Origin of the sequence: Umezawaea sp. Da 62-37 (genome assembly GCF_032460545.1) — a bacterium.
GTDB lineage: Bacteria > Actinomycetota > Actinomycetes > Mycobacteriales > Pseudonocardiaceae > Umezawaea.
Map to the genome: position 1 here is coordinate 1414821 of NZ_CP135965.1, position 18024 is coordinate 1432844.

The 18024-nt window shown below is 71.5% G+C and carries 15 protein-coding genes; 11 read left to right on the forward strand and 4 right to left on the reverse strand.

Going from position 1 to position 18024, the window contains the following annotated elements:
* Nucleotides 1–220 precede the first annotated feature (220 nt).
* From RM788_RS05870 to RM788_RS05895, 6 genes are all read left to right on the forward strand, one after another.
* Nucleotides 221–1771: a class I adenylate-forming enzyme family protein gene (locus RM788_RS05870; RefSeq protein ID WP_315930473.1), complete on the forward strand. Its 1551-nt coding sequence runs from the start codon at nt 221–223 to the stop codon at nt 1769–1771.
* A complete protein-coding gene (locus tag RM788_RS05875) occupies nt 1764–2156 on the forward strand; it encodes a hotdog fold thioesterase (RefSeq protein WP_315930474.1) in 393 nt (130 codons plus the stop codon). The genes RM788_RS05870 and RM788_RS05875 overlap by 8 nt, the downstream gene beginning before the upstream one ends.
* Before the next feature lie 17 nt (nt 2157–2173).
* A complete protein-coding gene (locus tag RM788_RS05880) occupies nt 2174–3808 on the forward strand; it encodes an AMP-binding protein (RefSeq protein ID WP_315930475.1) in 1635 nt (544 codons plus the stop codon).
* A gap of 39 nt (nt 3809–3847) precedes the next feature.
* On the forward strand, nt 3848–5365 hold the full coding sequence (locus tag RM788_RS05885) for an FAD-binding oxidoreductase (protein WP_315930476.1): 1518 nt from the start codon (nt 3848–3850) through the stop codon (nt 5363–5365).
* A 122-nt stretch (nt 5366–5487) separates the two neighbouring features.
* Nucleotides 5488–7659, forward strand: coding sequence for an anthranilate synthase component I (locus RM788_RS05890; RefSeq protein WP_315930477.1), 2172 nt, complete (start codon nt 5488–5490; stop codon nt 7657–7659).
* Nucleotides 7656–8966: a 3-deoxy-7-phosphoheptulonate synthase class II gene (locus tag RM788_RS05895; RefSeq protein ID WP_315930478.1), complete on the forward strand. Its 1311-nt coding sequence runs from the start codon at nt 7656–7658 to the stop codon at nt 8964–8966. Before RM788_RS05890 ends, RM788_RS05895 begins: the two co-directional genes overlap by 4 nt.
* 16 nt (nt 8967–8982) lie before the next feature.
* Here RM788_RS05895 and RM788_RS05900 read toward each other — a convergent pair whose 3' ends face one another.
* Nucleotides 8983–9648 carry an AfsR/SARP family transcriptional regulator gene (locus tag RM788_RS05900; protein ID WP_315930479.1) on the reverse strand — a complete coding sequence of 222 codons (666 nt, stop codon included), beginning with the start codon at nt 9646–9648 and terminating at the stop codon, nt 8983–8985.
* Between the two features lie 512 nt (nt 9649–10160).
* Here RM788_RS05900 and RM788_RS05905 point away from each other — a divergent pair.
* The 3 genes from RM788_RS05905 (at nt 10161) to RM788_RS05915 (ending at nt 12715) form a co-directional block, all read left to right on the forward strand.
* Nucleotides 10161–10487, forward strand: coding sequence for a hypothetical protein (locus RM788_RS05905; RefSeq protein WP_315930480.1), 327 nt, complete (start codon nt 10161–10163; stop codon nt 10485–10487).
* Nucleotides 10488–10694: 207 nt separating this feature from the next.
* Nucleotides 10695–11684, forward strand: a complete 990-nt coding sequence (locus tag RM788_RS05910; protein ID WP_315930481.1) for an aminoglycoside phosphotransferase family protein — start codon at nt 10695–10697, stop codon at nt 11682–11684.
* Nucleotides 11685–11881: 197 nt separating this feature from the next.
* Nucleotides 11882–12715, forward strand: coding sequence for an SCO6745 family protein (locus RM788_RS05915; RefSeq protein WP_315930482.1), 834 nt, complete (start codon nt 11882–11884; stop codon nt 12713–12715).
* A gap of 79 nt (nt 12716–12794) precedes the next feature.
* On the opposite strand, the gene RM788_RS05920 is transcribed toward RM788_RS05915, so the two are convergent.
* Nucleotides 12795–13235 (reverse strand): ATP-binding protein, encoded by a 441-nt coding sequence (locus RM788_RS05920; protein WP_315930483.1) that lies wholly within the window; start codon nt 13233–13235, stop codon nt 12795–12797.
* 590 nt (nt 13236–13825) lie between these two features.
* Here RM788_RS05920 and RM788_RS05925 point away from each other — a divergent pair.
* Nucleotides 13826–14977, forward strand: a complete 1152-nt coding sequence (locus RM788_RS05925; protein WP_315930484.1) for a PP2C family protein-serine/threonine phosphatase — start codon at nt 13826–13828, stop codon at nt 14975–14977.
* Between the two features lie 156 nt (nt 14978–15133).
* Here the strand turns inward: RM788_RS05925 and RM788_RS05930 are convergent, their stop codons facing one another.
* On the reverse strand, nt 15134–15505 hold the full coding sequence (locus RM788_RS05930) for a helix-turn-helix domain-containing protein (protein WP_315930485.1): 372 nt from the start codon (nt 15503–15505) through the stop codon (nt 15134–15136).
* 662 nt (nt 15506–16167) lie between these two features.
* Nucleotides 16168–17265, reverse strand: coding sequence for an esterase/lipase family protein (locus RM788_RS05935; protein WP_315930486.1), 1098 nt, complete (start codon nt 17263–17265; stop codon nt 16168–16170).
* 215 nt (nt 17266–17480) lie between these two features.
* Between RM788_RS05935 and RM788_RS05940 the strand changes: the two genes are divergently transcribed.
* Entirely contained in the window at nt 17481–18002 is a 522-nt protein-coding gene (locus tag RM788_RS05940) for a DUF1360 domain-containing protein (RefSeq protein WP_315930487.1), read from the forward strand.
* Nucleotides 18003–18024: the final 22 nt, after the last annotated feature.

Genomic DNA, 18024 nt, shown 5'->3' on the forward strand with positions numbered 1-18024 from the left:
GGCTCAGGAGTTGAATAACCGTTGTCCCACACAGTGTCGCCCCTCGACGCGGATTGGTCGACCCACGGTATTGGCCGCACGGCTGCCTTCCGGTCGCGGTGACAACAAGCTGTCGACGGAACGCGTTGCGGCGCAGGAACATGACACGGGGTCGGTGACAGCCCTCCGGACGCGCGATGCTCGGTCGCGGAACAGCCCCCGGCACGAGGACACCACTGCCATGAACGAGGTACCGACCTTCTGCATCGGTGAGATGTTCGACCAGGCGGCGGCCGACCACGGCTCGACCGCGATCGTCCTGGACACCCCGCTCCAGCTCGCGCCCGAGGACGGCACCACCCTGACCCTGACTCAGGTCGCCGAGCACGTGCGCACGCTGTCCGCGGAACTGACGGGCGCGGGCGTGCGCCGAGGGGACCGCGTCGCGGTCTACAAGACCGACAACTTCGACATCGCCCTGCTGGCCGCGGCCGTCCAGCGGATCGGCGCGGTGCCCGCGCTGCTGTCGCCCGCGCTGCCCGGCGAGGTGGTGTCCACCCTGCTGCCGCTGCTGGACCGGCCGTGGCTGCTGACCGATCGCGCCAAGCTCGACGCCACCGGCCTGGACACCGGCGGCGCCAGGACGGTGCTGCTGTCGGCGGGCGAGGAGGTCGACGGGGCGGTGTCGCTGTCCCGGTTCCGCGGCGCGCCGGTCGCCGCGCCGACCCCGCCCGACCGCTTCTCCCCCGCGCTGATCACGCACACCTCCGGGACCACGGGCCCGCCCAAGCTGGTCGTGCAGACCCCCGACGCGCTGGGCCAGCGACTCCGGCCGCAGAAGCTGATCGCCCGCCGCACCTGGCGGCACGAGAGGGTCGCGCTGTGCATGAGCTTCGTGCACGCCCGCTTCTACAGCGCCCTGTTCCTCGCCCTGTCCCACGGCAACACCCTGGTCGTCGCCGTGGACCCGGACCCCGCGGTCATCGGGCCGCTGTTCACCCGCACCAGGCCGGGCGCGGTGGAGACCCAGCCCAACACGTTCATCGACTGGGAGGTGCTGGCCGACGCGCCCGGAGCGCCACTGGCGAGCGTGCGGTACTACAGCGCCACCTTCGACGCCATGCACCCGCGGACCATCCAGGTGCTGCTGGGCGCGTCGAAGCGGCGCAGGCCCTACTTCCTCCAGCTCTACGGCCAGACCGAGACCGGACCGGTCACCGCCAACCTCTACAGCGAGCGCGGCGCGCACCGGGCCGACGGCCGGTGCGTCGGGTGGGCGTTCCCCCGCGTGGTGCGGCTGCGCGTGGTGGGCGACGACGGCCGGGTGCTGCCCGCCGGGCGGGTCGGGCACATCGAGGTGAGCAGCCGCACCCGCGCGATCACCTACCTCGGCGAGGACGCCCGCTTCCGCGAGCAGCTCACCGGCGGCTGGTGGCGGATGGGCGACATGGGCAAGAAGGACCGGTGGGGCCGGGTGCACCTGTTCGACCGCGAGGTCGACCAGCTCGACGCCGTCGACAGCAGCCTGCGCGTCGAGGACGCGCTGATGTCCCGGCTGCCGGAACTGCGCGAGGTCGTGGTCGTGGCCGGTGACGGCGGACAGGCGCTACCGGTGGTGTGCACCCGCGGCGACCGCGCACTGGACCACGACCGGTGGGCGCGGGCGACCGCCGACCTGCCGCCGATGTCGCCGCCCAAGCAGATCGCGTTCGACGCGGTGCCCCGCACCGCCACCTGGAAGGTCCGCCGCCCGGAACTGGTCCGGGCGCTGCGGGAGGGCGTCCATGACTGAGACCGCGGCCATCCCGCGCGGGGACCTGGAGAACCGGATCGGCCTGCGGGTCACCGAGTCGTCGCCGCACCGCGTCATCGGCACGCTGCCGGTGCAGGGCAACACCCAGCCGTTCGGCGTGCTGCACGGCGGCGCGTCGTGCGTGCTCGTCGAGACCCTGGCCTCGGTCGGCGCCTGCCTGCACTTCGGTGCCGACGGCGGCGCCGCCGTCGGCACCGAGCTGAACGCGACCCACCACCGGCCCACCCGCGAGGGCGTGGTGACCGGCGTCGCCACCGCGGTCCACCTGGGCCGCACCCACGCCACCTACGAGGTCGTCGTCGTCGACCAGCGCGGCAAGCGGGTCTGCACGGCTCGGATGACCTGCGTCCGCGTCGCCACCTGAGCACCCCGGAGCCCCCCATGCACCCCCTGTCCCCGTCGGCGCACGTCGACACCTTCGCCAGGGACCACCTGCCGCCCGCGCACGAGTGGCCCGAACTGGACCTGCCCGGCGCGGAGCACCCGGACCGGCTGAACGCGGCGGTGGAACTGCTCGACACCACCATCGCGCGGTTCGGGACCGACCGGCCGTGCCTGCGCGACGGCCACGGCGCCACGCTGTCCTACGGCGAGGTGCTGGACCGGGTGAACCGGCTGGCGACCACCCTCGTCACCGACCTCGGCATCGTGCCGGGCAACCGGATCCTGTTGCGCGGGCCCAACAACCCCGCCCTGGCGCTGTGCTGGCTGGCCGCGCTGCGGGTCGGCGCGGTGGTGGTGACCACCATGCCGCAACTGCGGCGGCACGAGCTGCGCGTCGCGGCGGAGACCTCGGCGGCGCGGCTGGCGCTGTGCGACGGCCGGTACACCGAGGACCTGGTGGCCGCCGGGGTCGAGGGGCTGCGCGTGGTGACCTACGGCTCGGAGTCCGCGGAACTGGAGGAGCTGGCACGCCACCGCCCGGCCGACTTCACCCCCGTGGCCACGGCCGCCGACGACGTGGCGATGATCGCGTTCACCTCCGGCACGTCGGGGCGCCCCAAGGCCACCATGCACTTCCACCGGGACGTGCTGGCCATCGCCGACACCTTCTCGGCGCACGTGCTGCGCCCCCGCCCCGACGACGTGTTCGCCGGGAGCCCGCCGCTGGCGTTCACCTTCGGCCTGGGCGGTCTGCTGGTGTTCCCGCTGCGCGCCGGGGCGTGCGCCGTGCTGCTGGAGCGGGCGACGCCGGACGAGCTGTTCGGGGCGGTCTCCCGGCTGGGCGTCACGGTGCTGTTCACCGCGCCGACGGCCTATCGGGCGGCGCTTTCCTCCCCCGACGGGTACGACCTGGGCGGGCTGCGGCGGTGCGTGTCGGCGGGCGAGGCCCTGCCCGCCGACACCTGGCACCGGTTCCACGACGCGACCGGGCTGCGGATCATCGACGGCATCGGCGCGACGGAGATGCTGCACATCTTCATCGCCGCCGCGGACGACGACATCAGACCTGGCTCCACCGGCCGTCCGGTGCCCGGTTACACGGCCGTCGTGGTGGACGAGGACGGCGGGCCGGTGCCCGACGGGGTGGCCGGGAGGCTGGCCGTCCGCGGTCCGACCGGCTGCCGCTACCTCGCCGACGACCGGCAGCGCGACTACGTGCGCGCGGGCTGGAACCTCACCGGCGACACCTACGTCCGCGACGCCGACGGCTACTTCTGGTACCAGGCCAGGTCCGACGACATGATCGTCTCGTCGGGGTACAACATCGCCGCCCCCGAGGTGGAGACCGCCCTGCAGCGGCACCCGGACGTGGCCGAGTGCGCGGTCGTCGGCGTGCCGGACCTCGACCGGGGGATGCTCGTCAAGGCCTACGTCGTGCTCACCGCCGGGGTCGCCGGGTCGCCGGACCTCGTCGCAGCGCTCCAGGACTTCGTGAAGCACGAGATCGCGCCCTACAAGTACCCGCGCGCGGTCGAGTTCGTGGACCGGCTGCCCCGGACCGCCACCGGGAAGCTCCAGCGCGCCCTGCTGCCCGAACGCCTCACCGCCCGGCGGTCGACCGCCGTGAGCTGACGCGCCGCCCGCCGACCACACCACCTCCCGGAGAACAGCATGATCAGCAGGAGAACCCTTCTCGGCGCGGGCGCCGCGGCGGCGTCCGCGGCACTCGTCGGCACCGCCGCCGCGGCACCGGTGGGCACCACCACCGCGGCCGACGCGTGGAGCGGGCTCCGCCGCGGGCTCGCGGGCGACCTCGTCCTGCCCTCGGACCCGCGCTACGACCGGGCCCGCAGGCTCGCCTCGGCGGAGTTCGACGCGATCCGGCCGCGCGCCGTCGCCCAGTGCGAGACCGAGGCGGACGTGTCGCTGTGCCTGCGGTTCGCCCAGGACCGGGGAATCCCGGTCACCACGCGCAGCGGCGGGCACAGCTTCGCCGGGTGGTCCACCGGCGAGGGCCTGGTGGTGGACCTGTCCAGGATGGACTCCGTCCGGGTCGGCGAGCACTCGGTGCGCCTGGGCCCCGCCGCGCAGGCCGTCGACGTCGTGTCCGCCCTCGCCCCGCACGGCGTCACCGTGCCCGCCGGGTTCTGCCCCACCGTGTGCCCCGGCGGGTTCGTCACCGGTGGCGGCATGGGGTGGCAGTTCCGCAAGTACGGCCCCGCCTCCGACCGGCTGCTGTCGGCACGGGTGGTGCTCGCCGACGGCCGTGCCGTGGTCGCCTCCGCGGAGCGGAACCCGGACCTGCTGTGGGCTCTGCGCGGCGGTGGCGGCGGCAACTTCGGGATCGTCACGGACTTCGAGATGAAGCCGACGGTAGAACCGTCGGTCGTGCACTTCACGCTCAACTGGCCGTGGGACTCCGCCGACACCGTGCTGAACCGCTGGCAGGACTGGGCCGAGCACACCGACGCGGCACTCGCGCCCCGCGCGGGCCTGCTGCTCGACGACGCGGCGCCGGGCGCCGTGCCCAGGGTGATCGTCACCGGCGTCCACTTCGGCACCACCGCCGAGGCGACGGCGGCGCTGGACGAACTGGTGTCCCTCGTCGGTTCCCCGCCGACCGGCAGGGTCGTCGAGCACCTGTCCTACGAGCGCGCCATGATGCGCCAGTTCGGCTGCGAGAACTCCTCCGTCGCGCAGTGCCACCTCACCGGGGCCAACCCGGAGGCCCTGCTGCCGCGGTCGGTGTTCGTCCGGCACCGCAGCCGGATGTTCGCCGACCCCGTCCCGGCCTCGGGTGTCGACGACCTGCTCCGCGCGTTCGACGCCGACCGCGCGGCGGGCCAGTACCGCTGGCTGGGCTTCCTGTCCCTGGGCAAGAACGCGAACACCGTCCCCCGGGACGCCACGGCGTACGTGCACCGCGACGCGACCCTGTTCGCCGTCTACACGGTGGGCCTGGCCGATCCGACGCCCGAGGCGCGCGCCGCAGGCCTCTCGTGGGTCGACGGCGGGTTCGCCGCGATGGACCCGCACTCCAACGGCCGCACCTACGTCAACTACCCGGACACCTCGCTGCCCGACTGGCGCGACGCCTACTACGGGTCCAACCACGACCGGCTGGTGCGGGTCAAGCGCCGCTACGACCCGCACGGCCTGTTCCGCCTGCCGCACGGCGTCGGCGCCTGACGCGACCGCGCTCGTCCCACGGCGCTCGTCCCCAGCGCTCGTCCTCCAGCGCTCGTTCCCAGCGCTCGTTCCCCGGCGCGACACCGGGCAGCACCGCCATGCCCGCACCACGAGGAGACCTGATGTCCTTGTTGGACCTGGCCGATTCCCCCGCCGCCGCCCAGCGGTGGCTCACGCCCGCCGGGATCGGGGTCACCCGCACCACCGAGCGCGTCGGCAGCGCCGCACGGGCCCGGACGGCCCTGGAGGACGCGCTCGACCACCGGCGCGGGCTGCTCCAGTTCCTCGGCGACGACCGGGTGGTCGGCTACGTCGACCCGCCGATCGAGGTGGTGGTCCGGTCGAAGCGGGTGTCGGTCACCGCGCTCAACGACCGCGGCCTCGTGCTGCTGGGCGCGCTGCGGCGGGCGGTGGAGGGCGCGCTGCTCGACGTGGTCGCCGACGGACGGTCGTTCCACGGCCTGGCCCGCACGCCGTCCGGAGCGTTCGCCGAGGAGGACCGCACCCGCCACTCCGGGGTGTTCGAGGTGATCCGCGCACTGGTCTCGGCGATGGCGCTCCCCGTGGACCCGCTGCTGGGCCTGTACGGCGCGTTCGGCTACGACCTGCTGTTCGAGGTCGAGCCGATCGAGCTGCGCCAGCCCCGCGACCCGGTCGACCGCGACCTGGTGCTGCACCTGCCGGACGAACTGCTGGACCTGGACCTGCGCGGCGACCGCGCGGTGCGGCACCGGTACGAGTTCGCGGTGGACGGCGTCGCCACGGACGGCCTCGACCGCGCCACCCCGTCCGCGGGGTTCGTCCCCCGCGCCCCGCTCAGCGAGCGCGACCACCTGCCCGGCGAGTACGCCGACGTGGTGCGCCGGGCCATGCCGCTGTTCACCTCCGGCGAGCTGTTCGAGGTCGTTCCCGGCCAGCTCTTCCGCCGGAAGTGCCCGCACCCGCCCGCCGAGCTGTTCCGCCGTCTGCGTGCCCGCAACCCCGCGCCGCACAGCCTGCTGGCGAACCTGGGCGAGGGCGAGTACCTGGTGGGCGCGTCACCGGAGATGTTCGTCCGGGTGCGCCGGGAGCGGCGCGGGCTGGTGGCGACGTCGTCCCCGATCAGCGGCACCACGGCGCGCGGGGGCGACGCCCTGGAGGACGCCTCGCGCATCCGCGATCTGCTCAACTCCACCAAGGAGGAGTCCGAGCTGACCATGTGCACGGACGTGGACCGCAACGACAAGGCGCGCGTGTGCGTTCCGGGCACGGTCCGGGTGACCGAGCGGCGGCGCATCGCGCTCTACTCCGCGCTGATCCACACCGTGGACCGGGTCGAAGGGGTGCTCAGGGACGACCGCGACGCGCTCGACGGGTTCCTGGCGCACCTGTGGGCGGTGACCGTGACGGGCGCGCCGAAGCTCGCCGCGATCGGGTTCCTGGAACACCACGAGCGGTCGCCGCGCCGCTGGTACGGCGGCGCGGTCGGCCGGATCGGGTTCGACGGCGGACTCGACACCGTCCTCACGCTGCGCACGATCCAGATCCGCCACGGCGTGGCCGTGGTCCGGGCGGGCGCGACCCTGCTGCACGACTCCGATCCCGACGCCGAGGAGGCCGAGACCGAGCTGAAGGCCAAGGCGCTGCTGGAAGTCCTGGAGGCCCGGCCGCGCGCGGGCACCGCCGGCGGCGCGCGGGTCGCGCGGGTCGGCGAGGGCAGGCGCGTCCTGCTGGTCGACCACCGCGACTCGTTCGTCCACAACCTGGCCGATTACCTGCGGCAGACCGGCGCGCACGTCACGACCTACCGCGACGGCGGCCACCTGTCCCGGCTCGCCGCGGAACGGCCCGACCTGGTGGTGCTGTCGCCGGGACCGGGCCGCCCAGCGGACTTCGGCCTGGCGGCCACCCTTGCGGAAGCGCGGCGGCTGGACCTGCCGGTGTTCGGGGTGTGCCTGGGGCTCCAGGCCATCGTCGAGCACTTCGGCGGCGACCTCGCCGTCCTGGACCGGCCGGTGCACGGCAAACCGTCCACGGTGCGGGTGCTGGAGCCCGACAGCGGGCTGTTCCGCGGGGTGGCGCCGGACTTCGAGGTCGGCCGGTACCACTCGCTGCACGCCGTGTCGCTGCCCGCCGAGCTGCGGGTCACCGCGGCCACCGACGACGGCGTGGTGATGGCCGTCGAGCACCGGGACCTGCCGGTCGCGGCCGTGCAGTTCCACCCCGAGTCGATCATGACGGCGGCCGGTGGCGTGGGGCACGCGGTCATCGCCAACGCCGTGGCGTCCCTGACCGCCGGGCGGGTCCGGCGATGACCACCAGCGGCCTGGTCGACGACATCGACTCCTGGCGCGCCCGGACGGCGGCGCAGCAGCCGCCGTGGCCCGACGCCGAGGCGCTGCGCGCCGTGGTGGACGAGTTGTCGCTCGCACCGCCGTTGGTGCTCCCCGCGGAGTGCGACCGGCTGCGGGACCGGCTGGCCGCGGTCGCGCGCGGGGAAGGGTTCGTCCTCCAGGGCGGCGACTGCGCCGAACTCTTCGACCACGTGTCGGCCGACCGCATCGGCGGCAAGGTGCTGACGCTGCTGCGGATGGCGCTGGTGCTGTCCTACGGCGGGTCGACGCCGGTGGTGCGGATCGGGCGGATCGCCGGGCAGTACGCCAAACCCCGGTCGGCGGCCACCGAGACCCGCGGCGGCGTGACCCTGCCCGCCTACCGGGGCGACATCGCCAACGACGTGGTGTTCGGCGCCGCGGAACGCGCGCTGGACCCCCGGCGGCTGGCGCGGGCCTACCACGCGTCGGCGACCACGCTGAACCTGCTGCGGGGGTTCCTGGCCAGCGGCGCGAGCAGGGCCGAGCCGGTGCACGCGGGCTTCCCGACACCCGCCCTGGAGCGGGACAGGCGGACGCTGGCCGACATCGGGTCGGCGCTGAGGTTCCTCCGCGCCTGGGAACGCGCGGGCGCGGGCGAGCCTGAGCTGTACACGAGCCACGAGGCTCTGGTGCTGGACTACGAGAGCGCGTTGTCCCGGCCGCACGCCGACGGCTGGTACGACACCTCGGCGCACATGGTGTGGATCGGCGAGCGGACCCGCGGACTGGACGGGGCGCACGTGGAGTTCGCCTCGCGGATCGCCAACCCGATCGGGGTGAAGCTGGGGCCGACCGCGGACGCGGACGACGTGCTGGCCCTGGTGGACCGGCTGGACCCGGAGCGCGTGCCGGGTCGGCTGACGTTCATCGCGCGGATGGGCGCCTCGCTGGTGCGGGAGGCGCTGCCGCCGCTGGTGGAGAAGGTGACCGCGAGCGGCGCGGCGGTGGTGTGGCTGTGCGATCCGATGCACGGCAACACGGTCACCGCGCCGAGCGGGCACAAGACCCGGCTGGTGAGCGACGTCCTGGCCGAGGTCACCGGGTTCTTCGAGGTCCACCGCGAACTGGGCACCCACCCCGGCGGCCTGCACGTGGAGATGACCGGCGACGACGTGACCGAGTGCGTGGGCGGCGCGGTGTCCGCCGCCGACCTGCCGCTGCGCTACGAATCGGCCTGCGATCCGCGGTTGAACGGGGACCAGGCGCTCGACCTCGCGTTCCGGGGAGCCGAACTGCTGCGCGGCTGAGGTGGCCCCGGACCGGTCAGCCCGCGAGGATCGCGTCGCGCAGGTCCCGCACGTACCGGCAGGGCTCCAGGCCGAGTTCGGCCTGGAGCACCGCCCTCGTGGTGTCGTACACCTTCAGCGCGTCGGCCCGCCGGTGCGCCCGGTGCAGGGCGCGCATCAACTGCTCGGCGAACGGCTCGTGCAGCGGGTTCTCGACCACCACCGGGGACAGCAGGGAGATCACCTCGCCGTACCTGCCCAGCGCGGAGTTCGCGGCCGCCTCCATGCCGACGCACTCCAGCCTGGTCGCGGTCACCAAGGCGCTGAAAGCGGTGATCATCGGCCCGCCGCAGCAATCGCCGACCACCGTGCCCGCGCACATCCTCGACGCCCGCCCGGTTCGGTCAAGAACCTCGGCATGACGCCCCTCCCTCATCAGCAGACGAGCCTCGTCGACCAGTTCGAGGAAATCGTGGAGGTCGAGCTTGTTCCTCCCGAGTTCCAACGAGTAGCCCGACGGCCGCGTCACCACGGGATCGACCGCACCGAACGCGGTGAGCTCCTTCCTGAGCTTGGACACGTGCACGTGCAACGCGCCCATCGCCGTGCGCGGCGGCGCCACCCCCCAGATCTCGGTGATCAACCGGTCCGTCGTCACGACCTGCCCGGCCCGGATGAGCAGTGCCGCCAACAACGTCTGCACCTTGCGGGCACGGAATTCCCGGACCCGATCGCCCGAGCGCACCAACGGCGCCGAACCCAGTAACTCGTACCGGACGCACCCTGGATTTCCCCGCGCACCACTCCATCGAATCACCCCCTAGTCGTACCCGCCGGAGATCCACACGGCAATGGACGTGGATCGGCGCCAGGATCACGCGCTGTGCGGGTGACCAACCCCGGCGGCCCTGTCGCCCATCCTCGAACGGGGTAAGCGTTCCCGGCCGCACGGGGAATTGTCCGGATCACCCGTGACCGAGCGGAACCGGGGGAAAAGCCGTACGACAAGCGTGGTGACGGGTGGGCGTTCGCACGTGTTCGGACCTCCGAACGGCAGGCCTGCGGGGCAGGCACCTTCCCGTGGACGACCCCGACCAGTGCCGGACTACTGGCACAGCTGGTGGTAGGTGCCGTCGGCGTCCACGCAGGGGATGTAACCCGCGGCCTGGATCTGACGTCCTCCCTCGGCACTGGCGAGGTGGTCCAGGAGCCGTCGTGGACGAGGGCGAGCTCGGCGGGTCGCACGTCAGCGTCGGCCGAAACGGGGAAGCTGCTGGTGTTCTGGATGCGGATGACCACGATGCTCATCCGGTCCAGCAGGCGGATGGTCTGCAACGCCTGCCGGTCGGTGGACGACAGGCCCCCGCTCAAGGAGGTCAGCTTTGTGGAGTTGTCGGCGCTGATGCCGATCCTGGAGTTGTGGAGGACCCGGTGGATGATGCGCCGCGGGGTGATCACGAGGTGCTTCAGCCAGCGACCACCGGGCCGTCAACCGTCACCAGGCGGCCGGTGGGCGCGCCGGCACGTCTCCTCGATGCGTGACGCCCCATCCGAAACCACGCCGACATCGGCGCTGTGGACGAGCCGCGCCCGACAACCATGGCGGGTCAAGTCGAAACGCGCCGAGGCGAGCGCCGATCGGACCGGGCGACGGCGCGAGCGCGCGTTCGGAGCGGCTTCGCGACGATCCGTCCTGCGGTTCCCCGGCGATGGATGGACCGGCCGGTTCGGCCGTAAGATGCTGCGCATGTGCTGCGCTCCCACCGTTGCGGCCAGCAGCCGATGAACCAGGGCACCCATTCCGAAGAGCTGCCGGCCGAGGTCTTGGACTACGTGGCCTACGTGCTCGGGGCGGAGGTCACTGTTCTCGGTCGCCTGCCCGGAGGCGTCAACGGAGGTGCCACGCGCGTCCAGGTGGCCGGAAGGGCGAACGCGGTTCTCAAAGCAGTGCCCCTGGCACACCCCGACCACCTGGACGAGACGTTGCGGGCCCGGAGAGTGGTCGAGCACATGCGCAAGCGCGGCTATCCCACCCCGGCCTGGCTCGGAGTGGGGGCCACCGCCACTCATGCATGGCATCTGATGGACTTCGTCGACGCGGCTCCCGCGCCGGAGCTGACCCCGTCCCTCGTCGAGCAGCTGATGGAGATCATCGAACTCCGGGCAGGCCAAGCCTCCGAGCCCTACGACCACTGGTCGTACGCCTGGCGGGTCGCCACCGGTCGGGAATCGACTGTCGCCGGGCTGGATGTCGACGAGACGCCGGGGCAGGCGCTTCTCCGCCGGTCCGTGGCCAGGCTCTCCGGGTATTCCTCCGTGGTGTCGGCCTTGGTCGAGCGCCTGCGGCTCGTGTGTGCCGACGTGCCCCCACCACGAGACGCGCCGGACATGGTCCATGCCGATCTCTCGACCCCCGGCAACGTCCTGGTCCGTGACGGAGCGGTGGTGGCGGTAGTGGACATCGGGAACGCGGGTAGCGGCACGCGGGCGATCGATCTCACCACCCTCGCCTGGTACACCTTCCGGGATCCGCTGCTGGACGATGTCCGGGGGCGGCTGTGGACGAGAATTCTCGACCTGGTCGGTGGGGAGGGGGCTGCGGTGCTCACAGCGGCGCAGATCCTCCACATGCTCGAGATCCCCATCCGTGACGGGCGCCGTGATGTCGTTCCAGGGGTGGTCAAGCGCGGCCATCGCGCCCTCGACGAACTCAACGCGCTTCGCCAGCTCGAGTTTTGACCATTGAGGCCGGCATGGATGCCCGGTTGATCATGGGTGAAGCCCTGGTCGAAGTCGGCGAGCCGACCGCATTGCCGGCACGCGCCCTCATACCGGTGGAAAATCGGGACGGGTCCGATGTCGGATCCGGCCTGGGCTGTTCGTGGAGGAGGTGAACGGGCCGCCACGAGGGCGACCCGGTGATCGCAGGAGACGACATGTCACACCCGCACCCCGTGGCCCGCCGCATGTACGACCTGGTCGAGCCCATAGGCCTGATGCCCTACTTCGCCGACGAGTCCGACCAGGCCCTGATGGCGCTGGGCCTGCGCAACCCGTGGGACGCCTACTTCGCCGGCCGGGCCGCGCCGTTCGGCGGCACGGTGCCCGCCGAGGTGGTCCACGCCGTCTTCTACAACTTCGCCCCCGGCGAGGTCGCACGCCACCTTCCACGGGTCTGGGAACTCACCACACCCGAGGCGGCGCTGGCCGCCCGCGAACGGGGGTGCGTCGCGGGCCTGCGCCGGATCCTCGGCGACCTCGCCGACACTCCCGGAATCGGCCGCGCCGGCGATCTTCTGCTGACCGCGGCGACCAGCGCACCGGTGGAAGGACGCGCCCTTTTCTCAGCCCTGCGCGCCCTCCCGGTACCGCGGGAGCCCGTGGCCCGGCTGTGGCACGCGGCCACGCTGCTGCGCGAACACCGCGGCGACGGCCACAACGTCGCCCTGCTGGCCGAGGGCATCGGCGGCACGGAAGCCCATGTGCTGCACGCCCTGTCCGTCCACATGCCCGCCAAGGAGTTCGGCCGGGTCGGACACCTCCCCGCCGCGCGGCTGACCGCGGTCATCGACGGCATGCGCTCCCGCGGCCTGATCGGGACCGACGGGTGGCTCACCGACACCGGCCACGCCGCCAAGGAGCGGGTCGAGGCGATGACCGACCGGCTCGCGGAGGCGCCCTACAACGCCCTGGGTCCCGGTGAACTCGAACTCCTGGCTGCCGACCTCGCACCGATCTCGGCCACCATCCGAGCGGTCTTCCCGTCGTAGTGGTGGACGACCGCGACAGCAACGACCAACAGCGGGTGCTCGCCGCCGTTGACCAAGTGCTTGTGGAGCCGGAAGTCGTCTACCGGCCGTCGTCGAAGGTCGTGGCCGAAGAACAGGACATCTCGGCCCACACGGTTTTCCCCTCCACTCCCGCGTCGACACCCCAGTCCTTCGACAGGTGCTTGACGATGGTCAATCCCCGGCCGCGGCTGCCGCCCAGTCGCGATCGGCCGAGGACGAGTTCGTCGGGTGATGCGTCGTCGACCTCGGCACGCACGACGCACGACTCCGGCGACCGGCTGAGCCTGACGCGGCGGGGACCGACGGCGTGGTCGAAAGCGTTGCTCACCAGTTCGTTCACAACGAGCACGCAATCGTCCCGATCGTCGTCGCTCAAATCGGCCAGGACCTCGCCGACCCAATGGCGGACCATCCTCAACTGCGAAGACCGCGCGTCGAGATCAAGGGTGAAGGACACTTGTCCCGTCTGCGCGCCATTGCTGTCATCCACGCGCTCCACTCCTCTTTCGCCGATGGATCCCGGTCATGAGGTCGCCTGGGTGTCGTAACGGACAAATGCCCTGGTCGGGCAGCCTACCCGAGGCGCAGCCCTGGAGCCGATTCGCGTGGTGCCGTCCGTGGAGTTCCGACAAGGCGGACACCCCGAGGTCATGGTCAGGGCAGTTCTTCTGGAAACCGGTAGGCCGATGCAGCAGTTGCCAGGACCAAGGCTCCATTCCCTTCGGGAGCTCATCGTTCTCCGCGGTGCTCGCTGCGGCTTGAAACCCCGGAAGTGGTCGAATCCGCACGGGCAGGTGCGGCGATCACAGTTCTCGTGTGAAGAGGTTCATGGCAAATCGTGTTTATCGCTGTTTCACTCGCGTCACCCCATGTCACTTGACGAACCACCTGTCTGACCGCCGCCGGGCTAACGAGTACGCGACGCGAACGCGCATCGCGCGGTATCCCCGCCGAAACGCGATCATCGGGTACGGGAACCCGTCGACGCGGGTCATGTGGTTGGGTTGACCCGACTACTCGGAGGCTGCTGTGGACGGTGACGTGTTGCGATCAGGCGATGTGCTGGCAGCGGCCGAAAGCGCACCTCCGGTGGAATCGGTCGAGGTCGTCGCGCGAGACCTGGCCAAGCGGTTCGAGGCCTTCGACGTGTCGTTCCTGCTGATCGACGTCAGCGACGAGCAACTGGTGCGAATGGCCTCGAGCGCGCGGGACCTGAGCAAGGGTGGTGCGGAAAGCGTCGACCTGCGGGACAGCGCCTACGAGGAGGTGCTGCGCACCCAGCGACCGTGGCAGGTGCGGGACGGCGACGGGGTGCGGGTGGTGCTGCCGGTGACCAACCGCGGCGACTGCGTCGGCGTGCTGGAGGTGACCGTGCCCGCACTCGACGAGCGGATGCTCGCGCAGCTGGGCGAGGCCGCGCACGCCTTGGCGTACGTCATCGTCACCGATCGCCGTTTCACCGACCTGTACCACACCGGGCGGCGCACCACGGCGATGAGCCTGGCCGCGGAGATCCAACACCAGTTGCTGCCCACGGCGTCCTGCTGCGAGGCCGCCCAGTTCACCGTCGCCGGAGCCCTGGTGCCCGCCCACGACATCGGCGGCGACACCTACGACTACGCGCTGGACCGCGACGCCCTGCACCTGTCGATGACCGACGCCGTCGGTCACGACGTGACCTCGGCGCTGATCGCGACCCTGCTGGTCGGCGCGCTGCGCAAGGCCCGCCGAGAAGGCGAGGACCTGGCCGGGCAGGCGCGGCAGGCCAACCAGGCGTTGTTGGAGCACCACAGGGGATCGCTGGCGACCGGACTGCTGATGCGCGTGGACCTGCGCGACGGGGCTGTCGAACTGGTCAACGCAGGCCACCCCGCTCCCCTGCTGCTGCGCGACGACGTGGTGAAGCCACTTGAGATGGACGTCGACCTGCTGTTCGGCGTGGCCCCGTACGCCTACCAGGCGCAACAGGTGGACCTGCGCCCCGGGGATCGGCTGCTGCTGCTCACCGACGGCATGTTCGAACGCGACGCCGAAGAGGTCGACCTACCTGCACTGCTCCGCGACACCGCGGGACTGCACCCGAGAGAAGTGGTGCGAGCGGCGACCAGGGCCGTGAGGCACGCCTACCACGACCACCTCCAGGACGACGCCACCGTCCTCTGCCTGGACTGGCACGGAACCGGTCACACCGAACGCCAAGCCGACAACGGCGCCGACACGAACACGGCCTCGCCCGCCTAGCACCGGAGCAACCTGTCGACGTGGCGAGCCGGGCTTGTCGAGTTCCTTGCGCAAGCGCCGCAACAGGATCAAGCACTGAGGCGTCCCCCATCCGCGCTGACCCGATCCTCCGTCACGCGGGTCGGCCAGTCCGGCCGACCTCCGGTTCACGCGAGTTCACACGCCCCGCAGTGGCGGGTAGGGGTCGCCTGGCTTGCGCTGCGTCCTGTTGGCGTTCTGGGCTTCCTTCAGCTGGTCTTCCAGGGTGACGATGCGACAGGCGGCGTCCAGCCCGGTGCCCTCGTCGACCAGTTCCCGGACACGGGCGGCCAAGCGCAACTGGTAGCGCGAGTAGCGGCGGTGTCCGCCCGTGGAGCGCTGCGGCTCGATCAGCTTCGCCTCGCCGAGACTGCGCAGGAACCCGGCCGAGGTGTCGAGCATCTCCGCGGCCCGTCCCATCGTGTAGGCGGGGTAGTCGTCGTCGTCGAACCTCTCGGCCGTGGTCTGCGATTCCGGGACCAGTGGTCCGGGGGTTTCGTCTGGTGTCATCGGCGCCTCCTCATCACGAGGGGCCCCGGCGCAGTAGCGCCGGGGCCCCGGGGTTGTTGGGTTCCACTTCCACCTAGCCGACCGTGAGACCGGCTTCCTCTGTCCGCGCGACCCGCACTAGAAGCGGGAGCAACGGGGATCGCGTGTGCGTAACCGAAGACCACCTTCCAATCCGATGGAACCGCGGTACCCGTCCGGCTGAGATCAACCGTGAACGGGCGATCCGATGGTGTGCAACCCTTCCCTTCTCCTCTGATTACTACTTCTCGCATCCTCACGTGATGATCGGCACCGGACCTGACGCACATGCCGGAACCACCTCACCGACCATCCCTGGCCACCTGCCTGGAGCCCCTTCCGCTGACCGGCTCCGGCACACCTGACCGTCCTGCACGAGCAACTTCATCTGCGCTTGCCTTGCGACTCGGTCATCGGCGCCACTTGCGAGCACATCTGCCGACAACCCCTGGTCCACTGCCGAGGAGCCCCTTCACCGTCTGGCCCCAGCACGTCCGACCGTCTTGCGCCTAGCTCACGGGCAGTTCGTCATCTCCCGTGCCACTGACTTTCTCTCTCTCAACGAGGAGAACACTACACACAACCAACTCCCAATGTCTACTCCCACGATCATAGATTTGCTCGTTCAAGTGGCGCAGGGCTCCTCACCAGCGACGATTGGCGCCAGGTGAACCCAGCCAGTCGATCAGGGTCTGGTGGGCGGTGTCGTGGCGCAGCAGGTCGAAGTGGGTGAGCCCTCCCAGCCACCGCAGCTCCGCGTTCTGGCCGGGATCGGCGGCGCTCGCGGGCTCCACCATCAGGTCGCCGACAACACGGCCCAGCACGCTGTCCCGCGAGCGGGACAGCGTCGCGGACACGTACAACTGCCGCACCCCGTCCGGAAGTGTCGTTTCCACCTGCTCCACCCCGCTCTGCTCGGCCCACTGGTGCTCGTGCAGGTACCCCTCGGCCAAGTCCTGGATACCGTCGCTGCGCAGTCCCAGAAGCCAGGAAAGCGGTGCGGCGGGCCGGATGCGGCCCAGCAGCGCCGCGGTGCGGGCGACAACGCGTTCCAGCGGTGCTCCGGCGTGCGGCGTGCCCAGGCACACCAGCCTGGTCACCAGCGGCGACCACCGGCTTGCTCGGGCGTGGGCCTGGTGGACAGCGCTTCGCGCCACCAGCCCTCCCATCGAGTGGCCGATGAGAACCACGTCGGTCACCTCCACCGGCCACCGGTCGACGAGGGTGTCGAGCAGGTCGGCCAGTTCGCGGCCGTTGTCGGAGACGTGGCGGCCGGAGTTGTAGCGCACGTAGACCGGAGTGCAGGACAAAGCGGTGGCGAGCTTGCTGCCGATGTCCGCGCCCGAGCGTCCGCGGCCGAACCCGTCGGTCCGGAACCAGGAGCGCTCGGTGTCGACCAAGCCGTGCAGGAGCACCACCAGACACCCCTTCGCCGACGGGTAGGCCGCCGCGAGCGAGGCTCGGTCCAGCCGAAGCCGACGGTGGTCGAGCCGCACGGACATCGCCGCGGGCAGGGTGTCGCCGCGCGGGGCGGCCCGCTCGCCGAAGGCGCCGTTGGCGAACCCGACCACCCGTTGCCCGATCTCGGACTTGACCAGCGCGCCGGGCAGCCGGGCTTTCGAGGCGGCCAGGTCCGGCAAGGCCCGGACCGTGTCCAGCACGGTTCCCAGAACCCTGGACACCAGGTCGATGCCGAGCCTGGGCCCTTGTGCCGGGGTGGACGTCGTAGGACCGGGCGCCATGCGATATCCCCTCAACGTTCGGTCGTCCACCGCGACGGCCACGGCTCGGACGTCAATACCCGGATCGATGTCGACCACACGTTCCGGACGTATCGCCGGCGGTGAGCCTCGTCTCAAAGCCGTGAGTTCGACGAGTGCCCGCGCCACGCGATCCCGTGCGGGGGATTTTCCCGTCCACACGTTTGGGTTCGCAGCGTCGAGGCAATCAACGCCGCATGTCTGTGACAGGGGTCTTCGAGCGCGTCCGGTCGAACTACGCAGGAGACGAGGCTCGGCCGCTGGGTGGCTACCTGCGTGCGATGGGCGGGTTCACCGGACTCGTCGGGGTGGCCGCGGCGGTGGGCAAGGCGCGCGGGGCGCGCCTGCCCGAGGGGTTCTCCTGGAGCGACACGGTTCTGGTGTCGGTGGCTGTCCACAAGGCGAGCAGGCTGCTGACGAAGAGTTCCGTCACCGCTGCCCTCCGGGCGCCGTTCACCCGGTTCGAGGGCTCCACCGGTGAGGGCGAGGTGGCCGAGTCCGTACCGCCCACGGGAGACCACCGGCACGCCCTGGGCGAACTGCTGACCTGCCCCTTCTGCTCGGGCGTCTGGCTGGCCACCGCCTTCACCGCGGGACTGGTGCTCGCTCCCCGCGCCACCCGCCTGGTCGCCACGACGTTGACCACCATCGCGGGCTCGGACTACCTGCACCTCGCCTACGACGCGACCAAGACCGCCGTCGTGCGGAACTCCGCCTGAGTCCCGTCCACCCCGAAGTCCG

What these genes read in the sequence shown, in the direction of transcription:
- RM788_RS05870 (WP_315930473.1), top strand. Translation starts at nt 221, where the DNA reads ATGAACGAGGTACCGACCTTCTGCATCGGTGAGATGTTCGACCAGGCG.
- RM788_RS05875 (WP_315930474.1), top strand. Translation starts at nt 1,764, where the DNA reads ATGACTGAGACCGCGGCCATCCCGCGCGGGGACCTGGAGAACCGGATC.
- RM788_RS05880 (WP_315930475.1), top strand. Translation starts at nt 2,174, where the DNA reads ATGCACCCCCTGTCCCCGTCGGCGCACGTCGACACCTTCGCCAGGGAC.
- RM788_RS05885 (WP_315930476.1), top strand. Translation starts at nt 3,848, where the DNA reads ATGATCAGCAGGAGAACCCTTCTCGGCGCGGGCGCCGCGGCGGCGTCC.
- RM788_RS05890 (WP_315930477.1), top strand. Translation starts at nt 5,488, where the DNA reads ATGTCCTTGTTGGACCTGGCCGATTCCCCCGCCGCCGCCCAGCGGTGG.
- RM788_RS05895 (WP_315930478.1), top strand. Translation starts at nt 7,656, where the DNA reads ATGACCACCAGCGGCCTGGTCGACGACATCGACTCCTGGCGCGCCCGG.
- RM788_RS05915 (WP_315930482.1), top strand. Translation starts at nt 11,882, where the DNA reads ATGTCACACCCGCACCCCGTGGCCCGCCGCATGTACGACCTGGTCGAG.
- RM788_RS05930 (WP_315930485.1), bottom strand. Translation starts at nt 15,505, where the DNA reads ATGACACCAGACGAAACCCCCGGACCACTGGTCCCGGAATCGCAGACC.
- RM788_RS05935 (WP_315930486.1), bottom strand. Translation starts at nt 17,265, where the DNA reads ATGGCGCCCGGTCCTACGACGTCCACCCCGGCACAAGGGCCCAGGCTC.
- RM788_RS05940 (WP_315930487.1), top strand. Translation starts at nt 17,481, where the DNA reads ATGTCTGTGACAGGGGTCTTCGAGCGCGTCCGGTCGAACTACGCAGGA.